Source organism: Aliidongia dinghuensis (assembly GCF_014643535.1).
Classification (GTDB): Bacteria; Pseudomonadota; Alphaproteobacteria; order ATCC43930; family CGMCC-115725; genus Aliidongia; species Aliidongia dinghuensis.
In genome coordinates, this window is the sequence record NZ_BMJQ01000018.1 from 98,422 (window position 1) to 114,409 (window position 15,988).

A 15,988-nucleotide genomic window follows, 5' to 3' on the forward strand; every position below is an offset into this window, starting at 1 on the left:
CGGGTCCTGCCGCCGCGGTCAAAGCATGGCGAGCGCGGCCGCCGGAGTGGGATCCCAGGCGGGCGAAAGGCCCGATGGGCTGACGATCCGGCTGTTGGTCTCGGCCAGGCCGTGAATGGCGGCCATCTCCGCTGCGGTGAGCGCAAAGTCGAATACCGCAGCGTTGTTGGCCGTGCGTCCCGGATTGGTCGTCCGGGACAGAGCCACCACACCCTCCTGCTGCAGCAACCAGCGCAGGACGATCTGCGCCACCGTCCTGCGACGAGCCTTGGAAATTTCCTCGAGCACCGGGTCGCTGAACACCCGGCCGACGGCCATGCCGCAATAGGCCGTGACACTCACGCCCAAGCGGCGGCATTCGTCGATCAGCAAGGCCTGGTTCAGATAGGGATGATACTCGAACTGGTTGGTGACGATGGGTGCGGCTGAAAGCTTCACCGCCTCCGCCATCAGGGTTCGATTGAAGTTGCTGACGCCGACATGGCGCACCTTGCCGGCCTGGACCGCAGCATTGAGGCCCTCGATCTGCTCGGCGAGCGGGGTCGCAGTGCTCGGCCAGTGCAGCAGCAGGAGATCGATATAGTCGATGCGCAGTTTGCGCAGGCTGTCATCGACCGACGCCGCGAACGCGCGCTTCGGATAGTTGGCGACCCAGACCTTTGTCGTCAGGAACACATCCTCCCGCCTCAGGCCTGAGGCCGCGACGCATTCCCCGACCTCCGCTTCGTTCCGGTAGATCTGCGCCGTGTCGATGTGCCGGAAGCCCGCGTCGAGGGCCGCCGGGATCATGCGCAGCATGTCGGGCCGCGACATGCCGTAGGTACCAAAGCCGAGCGCGGGGATGTTCGCGCCGTTGGCGGTGACGAATTGCATGGAAATATCTCCGGGCGGCAGGTTCAGAGACGCCCCTCAGCAACCAGGCGGCGGCGGATGTGCTGGATCTGGGCCTCGCCGATCTCGAGCGCCCGCGCCGAGGTGTGAACCGAGTAGTAGCCCAGCACCAGATCGTGGGGATGATGCACCGCCGATCCGAGCACGAACTCGGCGTCGTCCTCAGCGACGAAATCCACCGCGTGGGTTCCCGGCTCGAAGACGACGATCTCACCGTGCCCGAGAAGGGCCGGCGCCCTGACCCCGCCTTTGCCCATTGCCAGCCACAAGACGGCATGGCCCTCGGGCGGCTGGTAGCGCCAATATTCGCCGGCCTTGAGCGTGACGGCCAGGTAGTTGATCGGCGCTGGCGCCGCGATCGCGCTCTTTGCGCCGTCATGCTGCCCCAACAGTACGCGGGCTGGCCCTGCCTCAGGGATCTCCGCGGCACTCTGATAGATGCTCTCCGCGTCACCGAGCTCCAGGTGCGGCGGCAGGGCGATCCAGAGCTGGAAACCACGCGTCAGCCCGGGATCGCCGGCACCACCGGAGTGCCAGACCCCCTTGCCGGCCCGCATCCATTCGACGCCGTCGGCACGGAGGATGCCGGCGGCACCGTTGGTGTCCTCGTAGCTGACACTGCCTTCGGCCACATAGGTCAAGGTCGCGAGGCCGGAGTGCGGATGCATGCCGAAGGTGGGAAACCTGTCACCCTGATTATCGAACAAGTCGAGGAAAACGAACGGCTTGAGGATCTGCCCCAGATCGCCGGGGCTCATGAGCCGGGTGACATAGCCATGAGCAGTCCCCCGGGAGCGATAGACAATACGGCGGACGTGATCAAACGCCGGCGTTGCAGCGACGGACATGATGGATCTCGATCGTGATGGGAGGGAACGGGGGACTGCCGGATGTTCGGGAGAGCCGCCTTCGGCTCGCCCGGGGGGAACAGCTCAATTCGTAGCGGCGACCGGGCGGGTTGACACCGCGACCGAACGATTGAAGCGGCGATCGAGCGAGAAGCCGCCGGCACCGAACACCGCCACCTGAAGCAGCCCGCCCATGATGGCGACATTCTTCATGAAGTGGATCATCTGGTTCTGGTCGGCGAAGTTGTTGTGGAAGAAGACAGCCGTGAGCAGCGTGAAGACCGCCAGGCCGGCGGCGACCAGTCGGGTCTGCAGGCCGGCGATCAGCAGCAGGCCGCCGATGATCTCGACGCCCGTCGCGCCGACATAGGCCGCGACGGGCAGCGGCAAGCCCACCGCGGCGATGTAGCCCTGCGTCGCCGCCGGTGCCGCGAGCTTGCCGAGGCCGCTCATCAGGAAGAGCACGGCGAGGAGAATGCGCCCAACGAGGGCGATCGTGTCGTTTTGCTTCGTCATTTCATGTGATCCCAAAGCTGGGCCCCATGGCTCGATTGCTCCACGCGGCCGGGTTGTGTTCAGCGTCTGCGGCGGAACCGCTTGGCTTCGAGATCAAAGATAGACATTCCAAGTTGACAGAAAACTCGTAAAGTACCGGAGAATATTTTCAGGAAATTTGAAATGTCCGAACCTGGTTTCCCGAGCCTCGATCAGCTGAGAGTGTTCTTGACGGTCGTCGAAACCGGCAGCTTCACCGCAGCGGCAAAGAAGCTCGGCAGAGCGATTTCGGCCGTGAGCTACACCATCGCCAATCTCGAGCAGCAGCTCGGCATCGCCCTGTTCGACCGCGACCAGGCGCGCACGCCGAAGCTGACCGAGGCGGGATCGGCGATCGTATCGAAGGCGAGCGTCGTCGCCGTGGGGATCGATGACCTGCGCGCGAGCGTGCGCGCGCTGCTGAAAGGCCTCGAGGCGGAGGTGACGCTGGTCGTCGACGTGATGTTGCCGAGCGAGCGGCTCGTCGACGCCGTCCAGGCGTTCGAAGCGACCTTCCCGACCGTCAAGTTGCGCCTGCATGTCGAGGCCTTGAGCGCCGTCGCCCAATCGGTTCGCCGGGATGGCGCGATGATCGGCATCGGCGGCGGGTTGCTCGACATCGAGCCGGGCCTGGAGCTGATTCATGTCGGCGATGTGGAGATGATCCCGGTCGCGGCACCGAATCATCCGCTTGCCCAGAGCCGACCGGTGGCACCGGGTGCTGCACGCCGGCATCGGCAGTTGATTCTGACGGTGCGGATGCCGTTCGCCGAGGGACCCGACGTCGGCGTCTTCGCCGCCGAGACCTGGCGTGTCGCCGATCTCGGCGCCAAGCATGCGCTGCTGCTCGCCGGTATCGGCTGGGGCAACATGCCGGAACCGAACATCCGGGCCGACTTGGCGGCCGGCCGGCTCGTGCGCCTGGAGCTGCCCGAGGCGAAGAGCGGCCTCTATCCTTTCCAGGCAATGTACCGGACCGACCAGCCGCCAGGGCCGGCCGCGGCCTGGTTGATCCAACGCTTCGTTGATCAAGCCTGGTGAGCGAGTGACGATCGTCTCGCGCCGGCGTTTCGGGCTATATGGAGCTCGTCAAATTCTCTAGATCTTGAACGTCGCCAAGGTCGAGAGATGGAACAGCTCCTCGACCGTGAGGCGGCGGGGCGACAGGCCCTGGTCGTAGTGATATCCCAGGAACCGGTCGAGCACATGGCGGTTGGGCTCGACGCCGTAGGGCCAGAAATCCTCGCCCATCAGGCGCCGGACGAGCTCCGCGATCGAAGCCTGCGATCGCTGTAGCTCCGCTCGGAGGGCGTGCGTGGTCTTGGCGCTCCCGTGAAGTACCTGTGCCATAGCGTGACACAGGCGAGTTTGGTCACCCAAGCTACGGCAGTTTCACTGCGACCGAGATGCGAACCTCTGCCAGGCCGCTTCCCGATCCTCGAAGCGGCCGTTCCGCTTTCATCGGTCAAACTCGCCCTGATGCGTGGTGGCTGTCGAAGGCCCCGGCAGGCGCAGCCGTCGACCCTCAGTTCTCGCCCAGAAGCTTGATCGTCCGCGAAACGACGGCCTCCGGCGTGATCCCGAACCGGCGATAGAGCGCATCCGCGGGACCGGATGCGCCGAAACCCGACATGCCGACAAGATCGCCGTCCGGGCCGAGCCATTGATCCCAGCCGAACCGGACGGCGGCTTCGATGCCGATGCGGACGCCCGATGGACCCAGCACCATGCGCCGATAATGCTTGTCCTCGGCGCCGAACAGGTCCCAGCACGGCATGGAGACGACCGCCGTCGGGATACCTCGCTCCTGCAGCACGGTGCGCGCTTCGGTCGCGATCGCCACTTCGGAGCCCGTCGCGAGCAAGGTCGCCCGCCGTTCGCCGCCCGTCGCATCGGCCAGCACATAGGCGCCGCGCGCGCTCTTGTTTTCCGCCGTGGCGTCGCGTCGCAACAGCGGAAGCTGCTGCCGGGCAAAGATGAGCGATGTCGGGCCGTCTGTGCGCGACAGCGCGATTTCCCAGGCCTCCGCCGCCTCGATCGCATCGGCCGGGCGGATCACGCGCATATTGGGCATGGCGCGCAGCGCGGCGAGGATCTCGACCGGCTGGTGCGTCGGGCCGTTCTTGCCGATGCCGATCGAATCATGGCTGAACACGAAGACGACCGGCAGCCCCATGAGCGCCGCCATGCGCATCGCCGGCCGCTCGTAGTCGGAGAAGGCGAGATAGGTCACCGCCGCGGGCCTGATGCCGCCGTGGGCGGCCATGCCGTTGGCGAGCGATGCCATGACGTGCTCGCGCACGCCGCAATGGAGATAGCGGCCGGCGCGGTCCGCGCGGGCGAAGGCCGCGAGATGTCGCTTGTGGTTGGTCGGCGCCTCGAGATCGGCGCAGGCGACGAAAATCTCCGGCACTTCGTCGTAAAGCGCGCTTACGATGTCACCGGAGGCCTGGATCGAGAAGCGCGGGCTCGGATCGGCAAGCGCCGCCTGCTTGGCCGCGAGGATCGTCTGGCACCACCCCGCGGGCAGGTCGCCGGCCATCGTGCGCTCGAACACGGCGCGGTCCTCGCTCGAGAGCGCTTCGAGCCGTGCCTTCCATGCGGCATGGCATTGCGCATTGCGCCGGCCTGCAGCACGCCACGCCTCGGTGATCGTGTCCGGGATCTCGAACGGTGTCGCCGCCCAGTCGAACAGGGCGGCCATGTCGGCACGGTCAGTTTCGTAGAGCTTTGCGCTGTGGCCGCCCCGTTGTCCCTGCAGCCGCGGGATGCCGCGCGCGATCGTCGTACGGGCGGCGATGAGCGTTGGGCGAGGATCGGTGCGGGCGGCGGCGAATGCGCCAGCCGCAGCCCTCAGGTCATGGCCGTCGATCTCGACGACATGCCAGCCGGCGACGCGGAACCGGTCGGCGACATTCTCCGAGATCGAGAGCTCGGTCGAGCCGTCGTCGGTGATGCGGTTGTCGTCCCAAACGAAGGCGAGCTTGCCCAGGCCCAGGTGACCGGCGAGCGCGATCGCCTCCTGGCCGACACCTTCCTGCAGGCAGCCATCGCCGACGAAGGCCCAGGTCATGTGGTCGACGATGCCGTCGCCGAAGCGGGCGTTGAGATAGGCTTCGGCGATCGCCATGCCGAGCGCGTTGGCGATGCCCTGGCCAAGCGGGCCGGTCGTCGCCTCGATGCCGGCGGCCGGGTCATATTCCGGATGACCGGCGCAGTGCGAGTCGAGTTCACGGAAGGATTTCACCTGGTCGAGCCCGATCTTGGCATAGCCGCTCAGATGCAGCAGCGCGTAGAGCAGCATCGAGCCGTGGCCGTTCGACAGCACGAAACGGTCCCTGTCCGGCCAGGTCGGGTCGGCCGCGAGGAACTTGAGCTCCCCGGCAAAGAGGGCGGTTGCCAGCTCCGCCATGCCGAGCGGCACGCCCTGATGCCCTTCGCCGGCCTTCAAGATGGCGTCGACCGAGAGAAAGCGGATGGCGTGCGCCATCTGCTGAAGCATTTCCGCAGAGGGCGTGGCTGTGCTCGACGGCATGGCAATGGATCCGTTGTCGGGCGACCTTGGCGTCGCCGCGGATGAGGGAAAGGCGGGACGATTGCGGCGTCAGAGGAAGCCGATCGAGATCCAGGGGACGGCGGCGACGAGCACGAGGCCGATGAACAGGGCCACGAGATATCCCACGATCGGCTTCATGCCTTCGTCCGGATTGACGCCGCCGATTGCCGTCGCGCAGTAGTAGCCGACGCCGAACGGTGGCGCGAACAGGCCGAGGCCCATCGCCAGGATCACGACCATCGCATAGTGCACCTCGTGGATCCCGAGCGAGCGGGCGATCGGGAACAGGAGCGGCCCGAACAGCACGATCGAGGGTATGCCCTCGAGCACGGAGCCCAGGATGGCGAAGGCGACGATCGAGACGAACATGAAGGTGACGGCGCCGCCGGGCAGGCTGCCCATGACGCGGGCGAGATCCTGGCTGAAACCCGACTGGGTCAGCGACCAGGCCATGCCGGTGGCGGCCCCGATGATGAGCAGGATCGCGCCCGACAGGCAGGCGGTCGAAACCAGCATGGTCCCGAGCCGCCGCCACTCGAACTTGCGGTAGATCAGCAGGCCGACGATGGCGGCATAGACGATACCGATCGTCGAGACCTCCGTCGCCGTCGCGATACCCTCCATGACCGCGCCGCGGATGACGAAGGGCAGAAGGATGGCGGGCGAAGCGATGGCGGCCGACCGGCCGATCTCGGCCCAGCTCGCGCGCCGGACGCCTGAGAGATCGTCGCGCCGATAGCGCCAGCGCACGAGAACGCAAAGCGCGATGCCGAGCACGACGCCGGGCAGGAGGCCGCCGGAGAACAGTGCTGCGATCGAGACGCCGGTGACCGAACCGATGGTCAAGAGGACCAGGCTCGGCGGAATGGTCTCGGTCTGCGCGCCGGTTGCCGCCAGGAGGGCCACGAGATCGCCCGGCTTGGCGCCGCGCTTGATCATTTCCGGGAACAGCACGGGCGTCACCGCCGCCATGTCAGCCGCCTTCGAGCCGGAGATGCCCGAGACGAGATACATGGCGCCGATGAGTACGTAGGAGAGCCCGCCGCGGACATGGCCCAGGCAATTGGCGAGGAAGGCGACCATGGCGCGCGCCATGCCCGTCATCTCGATCAGCATGCCGAGGAAGACGAACAGCGGCACGGACAAGAGGATGATGTGGCTCATGCCCTCGTCCATGCGTCCGACGACGACGGCCAGCGGCACGGAGGTCGTGAACGACAGGTAGCCGGTGGTCGCGAGGCCGAAGGAAAACGCGATCGGCACGCCGGCGAACACGCTGAGCGAGACCAGGCCGACGAAGAAGATCAGCAGGTTGGCATTGCCGAGCGGCCGCAGCAGCGGCGCCAGCTCGTGCCCGAGCAGGCCCAAGCAAACGACGCCGAACAGGACAAGGCCGGCGCGGACCGGGGATGCGGTGCGGAGCAGCCGCAGCACCGCGGAGAGCGCCATGAGCCCGGTGCCGACCGGCAGGGCGAGCGCCCGCCAGCTGCTCGGGATATCGAGTGCCGGCAGCGTCACGAAGCCCTCGTCCTCGACGAAATCCAGGCCGGGGCGGACGATCGCCAGCAGGAAGACCAGGGGGGCGGCGACGGCCAGCAGCTCCAGCGTCGCGCGCAGGTCGGGCGACGCCTTGGCGACCAGCGCCGTCATGCGCATGTGCTCGCCGCGCTGAAAGGCGATGACCGCGCCCAGCATGGCGAGCCAGATGAACAGAAGCGAGGCGAGCTCGTCCGACCAGACGATCGGTGCGCGGAAGACGTAGCGCATCGTCACGCCGACGAAGAGCACGATGATTTCGGCGACGACGAGGGCCGCGGCCGGGATTTCGACCATCCGGGCAAGCAGGGTCTCGACCTGCCGCACGGCGCGCCGCCAACCGGACACCTCGGCGGCCTTCATTGCGAGATCCGCCCCCATGGCCGCATCCATCATGACGCTCACCCCAGCTTGCCGACGGCGCCTTCGAGCAGGTCCCAGGCCTCGTCGCCGTATTTCGACTTCCAGTCGGCATAGAAGCTCGTCCTGCCGAGCGCCGCCCGGAAGGCGTCACGGTCGACGTCGAGGAAGCCGATGCCCTTGGCCGTCAGATCGGTGCGCAGCGATTGGCTGAGCGCCGCGATGTCGGCGCGCTGCTTGGCGCCGGCGGCATCGAGCTCGCGCGTGACGATCGCCTGGACGTCGGCCGGCATCGCGGCCCAGGCGCGGCGATTGGCGAGGGTGATGTAGCCGTCCCAGACATGGCCCGTCATGGAGATGTATTTCTGCACCTCGTAGAGCCGGGCCGAATAGATGATCGCGAGCGGGTTTTCCTGGCCCTCGACCACCTTGGTCTGCAGGGCGGAATAGAGCTCGTTGAAATTGATCGGCGTGGGCCCGGCCTCGAGCGTCTTGAACACCGAGGTCAGCATCGGCGCCGGCGGAACGCGGATCTTGAAGCCCTTCAGGTCCTCCGGCGTCTTGATCTCGCGCGTGGACGAGCTGATCTGGCGGAAGCCGTTGTCCCAGAACTTCGCCGGGGCGATGAGCCCGGCCTTGGCGATCTGATCGCGGATATGGTTGCCGAGCGCGCCATCCATCGTCTTCCAGACGACGTCGTAGCTCGGGAAGGCAAAGCCGGTGTTGACGATGCCCGCCACGGGCACGAGCGTCGCCAGGATCGACGTGGCCAGGTTGAAGAATTCGACGCCGCCGTTGCGCACCTGGCCGAGGAGGTCGGTGTCGGATCCCAGTTGGTTGGCCGGGAACAGGTGGAACTCGACCCGGCCCGAGGTCGCCTCGCGGATACGGTCGATCGCCTCTTGGGCGCGGGTATTGACCGGGTGCGTCGGGTCCTGGCCGGTCGCATATTTGTAGGTGAATTCAGCGGCATCGCCGCGACGGGTGATGAGGGTGACGAGCGGCAAGGCCGCAGCGCCGGCAAGGAAGCGGCGGCGCGTCGTCCGGGACTGGACGATGGTCTTCAAGGTCATGACGTTTCTCCCCTCCATGAGCGCCGGTTTTCCGGCTTGTCTCGTTGATGTGCTCAGGTTCACGTACTTAGGTTTCGGGTCGCCCTCCCAAGGCGCGATAGGCGCGAATGACCTGGCTGTCGTCGAGCGCGCCGAAGCCGCGACCGGAGACCGACAGGAAGAGCTGGTGGGCGAGCGCCGCCATCGGCAGCGCCGCCTTCGCGTCGCGCCCGGTCTCGAGCACGATGCCCAGGTCCTTGACGAAGATGTCGACGGCGCTCGTCACCCGCGGTTCAGTCTCGAGCATGCGCGGCCCGCGATCCTTGAGCATCCAGCTCGAGGCGGCCGACCCCGACACGATGTCGAGCATCTGGTCCATGTCGAGACCGAGCCTTTCAGCCAGCGACAGGGCTTCGGCCGCGACGGCCAGATGCACGCCGCACAGCAGCTGATTGACTGCCTTGGCCGTCGCCCCTTGGCCGGGGGTGCGGCCGACGGTGACGGCCTTGGTGCCGAGTGTATCGAGCACAGCGCGCACGCGGGCGATCGGACCGGCCTCGCCCGCCGCCATGATGGTGAGCGTGCCGGCTGCAGCCCCCACGACGCCACCCGAGACGGGCGCATCCACGAAGCCATAGCCGGCGGCTGCGACACGCTCGGCGATGCGGGCGACGCGCTCTGGCGGGGCGGTTGCCATCAGGACCACGACGGCGCCCGGTGCCAGCGCCGACAGCGCGCCAGTCTCGAACAGCACGCTTTCAGCCTGCGCGGCATCGACGACCATGAGCACGGCGGCATCGGCGCCGTCGAACGCGCTGCTTGGGCTTCCGGCCGCAATCCCGCCGGCGGCCGCCAATGCCCCGCGCGCCTCAGGCCGGATATCGTAGCCTCGGACGGCGAAGCCGCGGGCGACCAGATTCTTCGCCATCGGCAGACCCATGGCGCCGAGCCCGACGAAACCGATCGTGCGCTGTGCCTGCGCGGTCTCGGCCGTCATGGCGCCGATCTCCCGAGCCAGTCCCTGGTCCGGGCGACGACGGCCCCGCTCGAGATGCCGTAGCGATCGTGCAGCGTCGGCAGCGCGCCGGCGTCGAGAAATTGATCGGGCAGCGCGATCTGCCGGAACGATGGAAACACGCCCGAGCGCATCAGCAGCCCCGCGATCGCCTCGCCCAGGCCGCCGACGATCGAGTGGTTCTCGGCGACGATCACCAGCCGGCCGGGCTTGCCGGCGGCAGCGAGGATGGCCGCCTCGTCGAGCGGCTTGATCGTCGGCACATGGAGCACCGCCGCATCGATCCTGTCTCCCGCGAGCGCCTTCGCCGCCTCGAGCGTGCGCATCGTCATGAGGCCGGAGGAGATGAACAGCACGTCCGCCCCGTCGCGCAGCAGCGCCGCCTTGCCGAATTGGAAACGGTAGTCGTACTCGTCGAGCACGAGCGGGACCTGCCCGCGCAGCAACCGCATGTAGACCGGGCCGGGATGCGCCGCGATCTGCGGCACGGCCTCGCGGATGTCGAGCGCGTCGCACGGGTCGACGATCGCGAGATTGGGCATGCCGCGGAAGATCGCCAGGTCTTCGGTCGCCTGATGGCTCGGGCCATAGCCCGTCGTGAGGCCAGGCAGCGCGCATATGATCTTCGCCGGCAGGTTCTCTTCGGCGATCGCCATGCAGATGAAATCATAGGCCCGGCGCGACGCGAACACGGCATAGGTCGTTGCGAACGGCACGAAGCCTTCGCGCGCGAACCCGGCGGCCGCCCCCATCAGCAGCTGCTCGGCCATGCCCATCTGATAGAACCGGTCGGGATGGGCGGCGGCGAAGACATGCAGGTCGGTGTATTTGCTCAAGTCGGCCGAGAGCCCGACGATATCGGCGCGCTCCGCGGCGAGCCGGGCCAGCGCATGGCCGAAGGGAGCTGCCTCGGTCTTCTGATCGGGCCCCGCGATCGAGGCGATCATGGCCGAGGTCGTGAGGCGCGGCTTCGACGGGTCCGCCTTGGCGAAGGTCTTCTTCATGAGGCTCATCGGCCCGCTCCCTCGTCGAGCATGGCGAGCGCCTTGTCCCACTCGTCGGCATCGACACGGATGAAGTGGTTCTTGTCGCGGGCCTCGAGGAACGGCACGCCCTTGCCCATGAGCGTGTCGCAGACGATGACGCGCGGCACCGGCTCGCCATGGTTGCGCGCCGCGTCGAAGGCGGCGACGAGTGCCTCGATGTCGTTGCCGTCGATACGCTGGGTGAACCAGCCGAAGGCGCGCCATTTGTCGTCGAGCGGCTCCGAGGACAACACCTTGGAGGACGGCCCGTCGGCCTGCTGGTCGTTGACGTCGACGATGGCGATGAGATTGTCGAGCCGCCAGTGCGCGGCGCCCATCGCCGCTTCCCAGGTGGCGCCCTCGCCGAGCTCGCCGTCGGAAAGCAGGTTGTAGACGAAGGACTTCGAGCCCTTGCGCTTGAGTGCCAAGCCCGTCCCGACCGCGATCGTCAGTCCTTGGCCAAGCGAGCCGCCCGTGATCTCCATGCCCGGCGTATAGGACGCCATGCCGGACATCGGCAGGCGGCTGTCGTCGCCGCCATAGGTTTCGAGCTCGTCCGCCGGCACGATGCCGGCCTCGATGAGGGCCGCATAGAGTGCGATCGCGTAATGGCCGATCGAGAGGTAGAAGCGGTCGCGGCCCTCCCACTCCGGTTCATCGGCGCGGTAGGTCATGGCGTGGAAATAGGCGACCGCCAGGATATCGGCACAGTCGAGCGCCTGGGCGATGTAGCCCTGGCCCTGCACCTTGCCCATCTTGAGCGCGTGACGGCGGATGGCATGGGCCCGCCCGGCGAGCCGGCTGTTGTGCCCGAGGATCGGCGTGGAGGCGTTCATGGGCGGCCCTCAGTGGATCAACATGCCGCCGTTGACGTCGATCGTGTTGCCGGTCAGGTAGGCCGACAGATCGGACGCCAGGAACAGGAAGACGTTGGCCACGTCCTGGGGCACGCCCAGCCGGTTGAGCGGGATGCCGGCGAGGATTTCCGTGCGTTTCTCGTCCGAAATCTTGCCGGCGTTGATGTCGGTCTGGATCAGGCCGGGCGTCACGCAGTTGACCCGGACCCCGTCGCCGCCCAACTCGCGCGCCATCGCCTTGGCGAGGCCGAGGACGCCGGCCTTGGCCGCGGAATAATGCGCGCCGCCGAGGATGCCGCCGCCGCGCTGGGCCGAGACCGAGGACATGCAGGCGATCGAGCCCGACTTCGCTGCGCGCATGTGCGGCATCACCGCCTGGCTCAGGAACAGCACGCCCTTGAGGTTGACGTCCTGGATGCGGTCCCAGTTCGCCTCGTCGATATCCCAGACCTTGATGGCCTGAGTGATGCCGGCGTTGTTGATCAGGATGTCGATGCGGCCGAAGGCGCTGATGACCTGGGCGACGGCGCGCTCGCAATCCGCCTTGTTGGTCACGTTGCAGCCGATGCCGAGATGGTCGGGGCCAAGTTCGGCCGCCGCGCGCCGGGCGCCGTCGGCATCGAGATCGAGGATGGCGACGCGGGCGCCTTGCTCGACGAACGTGCGGGCTGTGGCGAAGCCGATCCCGCGCACGCCGGCGGCACCCGAAATGACGGCGAATTTGCCCTTCAGCAGCACGTCTTCCTCCCAAGGCGGTGTTTATTGGGGCGGGATCTTGCCGAGCGGCAGGACAAACGAAAAACACAAAAATTGCTTCAATCGATGAATTATGTTCATCTGTTGCTCCATGCGAACCCTGCCACTCGGCCCTCTGCAAGCCTTCGAAGCCGCCGCCAGAAACGGCTCTTTCCGTGCCGCGGGCGAAGAACTCGGCGTCTCCCCGAGTGCGGTCAGCCACGCGATTCACAAGCTGGAAGATTGGGTCGGAGGTGAATTATTTGAGCGTGAGGGGCGAGCCGTGCGACTCAATCCCGGCGGCGAGGCGCTGTTCCGGCAGGTGTCGGCCGGCTTCGACGAAATCCGGCACGGGCTCGAGATCGTCGGCTCCCGCTCGGGCAATGTGCTGCGGCTTCACTGTGCCCCGAGCATGGCCGCACAATGGCTCATGCCGCGGCTCAAGCGCCTGATCGCGGAGCAGCCGGGCCTCGAAGTGCGGTTGTCGGCAAGCACCGATTACCCGCGCTTCCTCAATGACGAGTTCGATGCGGACATCTGCTATGGCCCGCCGCGCCAGGAAGGCCTCATCACCCTGCCGCTCGGCGAGGAGACGGTGACGCCGATGTGCGCGCCTGATCTCGCCCGGCGGATTGCCTCGGTCGAGGATCTCCGGGCGCTCGACCTGATCGAGAGCGAGCATAAACGGGTCCGTTGGTCGGCGTGGTTCGCCGCCAACGGGTTGACGCCGCCACCGCCGCGCGGCAGCCGATTCGACCGCAGCTTCATGGCCATTGCCGCTGCCGTTGACGGCATGGGGGTGACGCTGGAATCAACGCGGCTTGCCGAAAGCGAGCTGGCGAGCGGCCGGCTGGTCGCTCCCCTCGCCGGCAAGGCCAATGACGTGAGCTATGTCGGGCACTACCTCGTCTTTCCGCACCTGACAAAGCCCCGCCGCGCCGTCCGTTCGTTCACGGGCTGGATCTCGCGTGAGCTGAACCTGGATTTGCCGGCGGTTTGATTGTCCGGCAGTCCCCGCCTCTTTCGTCAGGATGGATGATTCATCCCGGGTGGCCCGGCATATTCCTTTGGTTCGCCGGGCCTTTGGTTGGCCGGGCCTTTGGTTGAGCGGGCCTTTGGTTGGCCGGGCGATTCGGACACCGTTGGATGGCTGGACTCAACGCCGACGTGGCTACTTGATGAGCGCGATCGCCTCGCGGAACCGCGGATGCTCGGCGCTTTCGAGCCATTCGAAGATAACCATCTCCGTCGTCACGAGCTCGACGCCATGGTGCGCCAGGCGCTGAAGGGCGGCGGCTTTGCTCTCCGCGCGGCGCGAGCCCACGGCATCCTGCACGACGAACACCTGACGGCCGCGATCGACCAGGCCGAGTGCGGTCTGCAACACGCAGACATGGGCCTCGCAGCCGACGACGACCGCAGCGTGGGTCGGGGCGAGGCGCTCGAGCAGACCAGGCGCGCGCACGGCGTCGAACGTCATCTTGGGCACGATCTCGGCATCGGGCGTCGCCAGCGCCGGCACCGTCGGGCCGAGGCCGCGGGGGTTCTGCTCGGTCAGCAGCGCCGGTACGCCGAGAAGCGACGCGGCATCGCGCAGCCGGCGGGCGTTTTCGACGATGGCGTCGGCCTGATCGATCGCAGGCATGAGTCTCGCCTGGATATCGACCAGCAGCAGCGTCGACGATCGGGCGCTCATCGTGCGCATGCCAATCTCCCTATCTTGCCTCTATCGCCGCCGAGGGCACGACCTTGACCCTGCCGCAGCGGCAGAAGCGGACTGCCCGCAGGTGATCGCGAACGGTGAGCAGTGCCGCGCAATCTTGGTGCGGTCAAATCCGTCGCGCGACGTTCCTACGCCAGAACACACGAGACGATTTCTCTCAGCAGCCTGGGAAGCTCATCGAAGGCATAGGGCACGTGCACGCGCTCGAGCCGCTGATGATATTCGCGGCCCCAGGGTCCGATGTTCACGACAGGAAACGATAGGACGTCCTGTCGGACCGTGTCGACGAGCGCGCTCGCCGGTGTGTTGTCGGCAACGAACGAGCTGTCGTCCACGGCGGGGCGATGCCCGAAGAAGCTCATGTCGGAGATGCCGGTGAAATACTCGCGATACTTGACCGGCGAGCCGCCGGCGGCCTCAAAGGCCAGCCGCGCGCTTTCGACAGCTTCCGCAAAGGCCCGGTGTTCGTCGCCCAAGCCGAGACGGACGGAGGGATAGAGCAGGCTGCTGAGCCCCACGATCACCGCGGGCCCGATGACACCGGCTTCCGTGACCATGGCGTTGACGATCGTCCGGGTCAGCATGAGCGGGTCGTCGCAATCCCGCAGCCGGGATTCGAGCGCGCCGATGCGCGCGAGTGCTACGTCTCCGCCGATGAGCCGCAGTCTCGTCCGCAATTCTTCGATCGTGATGACCTCCCCGCTGGCGGCGGGAGCGGACTGCGGCATGCCGAGCAGCGCTGCGTAGGCTCGCGCGTGCTCGTTGAACCGGCCGATGGCGTCTTCCATGGCCTGCCCGACGGCCCGAGCGAACCGGTCGAGCAGATCGCGCGGACCCCATCGGTGCGACAGCCAGTTGAATGCGATCCAGACCCGCTCGGGCGTCGTCACCTCGTAACCACCACGCAGATCCTTGCATTCCAGGCAAATCGGGGGTGGCGATATCTCGCCGTCGGACGTATCGCACAGCGCCGGGTTGCCCTCGATCGCCTTCGTCACTTCCGAGGCGATCAATTGGGCGCTGATGCCTTCGAAAGGATAGCCCGCGTGCGACGAGTGGCCGATCACGAGGCCGAACGGCAGCGCCTTGCCAATGGTGCCGCGATAGATGGCGCGGCCCTCTGTGCCGTCGCCCTGGTCGCTTGTCGCGTCGAGGTTGATGCCGGCCGCGATGTCGAGCCCGAAATCGGTGGCGATCACGGGCAGCGCATCGCGCAGGCTCCGCATGCCGCGCGAGTTGCGCTCCTCATCGGGGGTCGCGACCAGCACAAGATTGCCTTGCCTGTCGGGATCCTCGGCAAAGGCCGCAAGCACGGCGATTGCGGCGGCGATGCCGCTCTTCATGTCGAGCAGGCCCCGTCCGGGCAGAAAGTCGCCCGTGCGGAAATCGTCGAGCGCGCGCTGCTCCGCGGCGTTGAGCCGCCGGCTCTCGAGGTCCGCCATCAGGGCGGCAAGCAGTTCGTCCGGCTTGAAAGCCAAGGACGCGAGCTCGCGATAATTGGCGACGGAAACGACGTCGTAGTGCCCAGCCAAGGCGAGGGTCCGGGAACCCCGACCGCGAACCACCGCGACCACGCTCTTCGTCATCGGGTCGCCATGGCTGTCCACGAGGCGAATCTGGTCCGGATGGTCGCGGAAGTAGGGGATCTCGCGCAACAGACCGGCCAGCTTGGGGGCGAAGGCAGCCTCGCCCGGCGTTCCGGTCTCACTGGCCCACTCGACGAGCCTGAGCGAGAATTCTCGAACCCGTTCCTTCGGATTCCACTGCTTGATCGCGCCCATGCCTCGTTCCTCGTTCCGGCTATCTGGCGAGCAAGCTACGGAAGGTCAGGGCGCAACGAAACCGACAGAACATTA

The 15,988-nt window shown here is 67.0% G+C and carries 14 protein-coding genes and 1 pseudogene; 2 read left to right on the plus strand and 13 right to left on the minus strand.

What is annotated here, in order from left to right:
* Nucleotides 1-18 precede the first annotated feature (18 nt).
* The 3 genes from IEY58_RS27945 to IEY58_RS27955 all read right to left on the minus strand — a co-directional run bounded on the left by IEY58_RS27945 (nucleotide 19) and on the right by IEY58_RS27955 (nucleotide 2,255).
* A complete protein-coding gene (locus tag IEY58_RS27945) occupies nucleotides 19-873 on the minus strand; it encodes an aldo/keto reductase (protein WP_189051447.1) in 855 nt (284 codons plus the stop codon).
* 23 nt (nucleotides 874-896) lie between these two features.
* On the minus strand, nucleotides 897-1,739 hold the full coding sequence (locus IEY58_RS27950; RefSeq protein ID WP_189051448.1) for a pirin family protein: 843 nt from the start codon (nucleotides 1,737-1,739) through the stop codon (nucleotides 897-899).
* Nucleotides 1,740-1,823: 84 nt separating this feature from the next.
* Entirely contained in the window at nucleotides 1,824-2,255 is a 432-nt protein-coding gene (locus IEY58_RS27955; protein WP_189051449.1) for a DoxX family protein, read from the minus strand.
* 162 nt (nucleotides 2,256-2,417) lie between these two features.
* Here IEY58_RS27955 and IEY58_RS27960 point away from each other — a divergent pair, with 162 nt between their 5' ends.
* A complete protein-coding gene (locus IEY58_RS27960) occupies nucleotides 2,418-3,314 on the plus strand; it encodes a LysR family transcriptional regulator (protein WP_189051450.1) in 897 nt (298 codons plus the stop codon).
* Between the two features lie 213 nt (nucleotides 3,315-3,527).
* Here IEY58_RS27960 and IEY58_RS27965 read toward each other — a convergent pair.
* The 8 genes and pseudogenes from IEY58_RS27965 to IEY58_RS27995 all read right to left on the minus strand — a co-directional run.
* Nucleotides 3,528-3,623: pseudogene (locus tag IEY58_RS27965) on the minus strand (IS481 family transposase); the annotation flags it as partial.
* Nucleotides 3,624-3,798: 175 nt separating this feature from the next.
* On the minus strand, nucleotides 3,799-5,808 hold the full coding sequence (locus IEY58_RS27970) for a transketolase family protein (protein WP_189051451.1): 2,010 nt from the start codon (nucleotides 5,806-5,808) through the stop codon (nucleotides 3,799-3,801).
* Between the two features lie 69 nt (nucleotides 5,809-5,877).
* The gene (locus IEY58_RS27975; protein ID WP_229743997.1) at nucleotides 5,878-7,746 is read right to left on the minus strand and encodes a TRAP transporter large permease; all 1,869 of its coding nucleotides are present in this window, start codon (nucleotides 7,744-7,746) and stop codon (nucleotides 5,878-5,880) included.
* 20 nt (nucleotides 7,747-7,766) lie between these two features.
* Entirely contained in the window at nucleotides 7,767-8,798 is a 1,032-nt protein-coding gene (locus IEY58_RS27980; protein WP_189051453.1) for a TRAP transporter substrate-binding protein, read from the minus strand.
* Between the two features lie 67 nt (nucleotides 8,799-8,865).
* Nucleotides 8,866-9,876, minus strand: coding sequence for an NAD(P)-dependent oxidoreductase (locus IEY58_RS27985; RefSeq protein WP_229744002.1), 1,011 nt, complete (start codon nucleotides 9,874-9,876; stop codon nucleotides 8,866-8,868).
* On the minus strand, nucleotides 9,771-10,805 hold the full coding sequence (locus IEY58_RS34490) for a transketolase family protein (protein ID WP_229743998.1): 1,035 nt from the start codon (nucleotides 10,803-10,805) through the stop codon (nucleotides 9,771-9,773). Before IEY58_RS34490 ends, IEY58_RS27985 begins: the two co-directional genes overlap by 106 nt.
* The gene (locus tag IEY58_RS27990; RefSeq protein ID WP_189051454.1) at nucleotides 10,802-11,653 is read right to left on the minus strand and encodes a transketolase; all 852 of its coding nucleotides are present in this window, start codon (nucleotides 11,651-11,653) and stop codon (nucleotides 10,802-10,804) included. The genes IEY58_RS34490 and IEY58_RS27990 overlap by 4 nt, the downstream gene beginning before the upstream one ends.
* A 9-nt stretch (nucleotides 11,654-11,662) precedes the next feature.
* The gene (locus IEY58_RS27995; protein WP_189051455.1) at nucleotides 11,663-12,412 is read right to left on the minus strand and encodes an SDR family NAD(P)-dependent oxidoreductase; all 750 of its coding nucleotides are present in this window, start codon (nucleotides 12,410-12,412) and stop codon (nucleotides 11,663-11,665) included.
* 91 nt (nucleotides 12,413-12,503) lie between these two features.
* Between IEY58_RS27995 and IEY58_RS28000 the strand changes: the two genes are divergently transcribed.
* Nucleotides 12,504-13,409 carry a LysR substrate-binding domain-containing protein gene (locus IEY58_RS28000; RefSeq protein ID WP_229743999.1) on the plus strand — a complete coding sequence of 302 codons (906 nt, stop codon included), beginning with the start codon at nucleotides 12,504-12,506 and terminating at the stop codon, nucleotides 13,407-13,409.
* A gap of 171 nt (nucleotides 13,410-13,580) precedes the next feature.
* Here the strand turns inward: IEY58_RS28000 and IEY58_RS28005 are convergent, their stop codons facing one another.
* Entirely contained in the window at nucleotides 13,581-14,114 is a 534-nt protein-coding gene (locus IEY58_RS28005; RefSeq protein WP_189051456.1) for an isochorismatase family protein, read from the minus strand.
* Between the two features lie 146 nt (nucleotides 14,115-14,260).
* Complete coding sequence (locus tag IEY58_RS28010) at nucleotides 14,261-15,913, minus strand: M20/M25/M40 family metallo-hydrolase (protein ID WP_189051457.1); 1,653 nt, start codon at nucleotides 15,911-15,913, stop codon at nucleotides 14,261-14,263.
* Nucleotides 15,914-15,988: the final 75 nt, after the last annotated feature.

Excerpts from the sequence above, each read along its gene's own strand:
- IEY58_RS27960 (WP_189051450.1), top strand. The coding sequence starts at position 2,418 with ATGTCCGAACCTGGTTTCCCGAGCCTCGATCAGCTGAGAGTGTTCTTG.
- IEY58_RS34490 (WP_229743998.1), bottom strand. The coding sequence starts at position 10,805 with ATGAGCCTCATGAAGAAGACCTTCGCCAAGGCGGACCCGTCGAAGCCG.
- IEY58_RS28010 (WP_189051457.1), bottom strand. The coding sequence starts at position 15,913 with ATGGGCGCGATCAAGCAGTGGAATCCGAAGGAACGGGTTCGAGAATTC.
- IEY58_RS27950 (WP_189051448.1), bottom strand. The coding sequence starts at position 1,739 with ATGTCCGTCGCTGCAACGCCGGCGTTTGATCACGTCCGCCGTATTGTC.
- IEY58_RS27955 (WP_189051449.1), bottom strand. The coding sequence starts at position 2,255 with ATGACGAAGCAAAACGACACGATCGCCCTCGTTGGGCGCATTCTCCTC.
- IEY58_RS27980 (WP_189051453.1), bottom strand. The coding sequence starts at position 8,798 with ATGACCTTGAAGACCATCGTCCAGTCCCGGACGACGCGCCGCCGCTTC.
- IEY58_RS28000 (WP_229743999.1), top strand. The coding sequence starts at position 12,504 with ATGTTCATCTGTTGCTCCATGCGAACCCTGCCACTCGGCCCTCTGCAA.
- IEY58_RS27990 (WP_189051454.1), bottom strand. The coding sequence starts at position 11,653 with ATGAACGCCTCCACGCCGATCCTCGGGCACAACAGCCGGCTCGCCGGG.
- IEY58_RS27945 (WP_189051447.1), bottom strand. The coding sequence starts at position 873 with ATGCAATTCGTCACCGCCAACGGCGCGAACATCCCCGCGCTCGGCTTT.
- IEY58_RS27975 (WP_229743997.1), bottom strand. The coding sequence starts at position 7,746 with ATGGGGGCGGATCTCGCAATGAAGGCCGCCGAGGTGTCCGGTTGGCGG.
- IEY58_RS28005 (WP_189051456.1), bottom strand. The coding sequence starts at position 14,114 with ATGCGCACGATGAGCGCCCGATCGTCGACGCTGCTGCTGGTCGATATC.
- IEY58_RS27970 (WP_189051451.1), bottom strand. The coding sequence starts at position 5,808 with ATGCCGTCGAGCACAGCCACGCCCTCTGCGGAAATGCTTCAGCAGATG.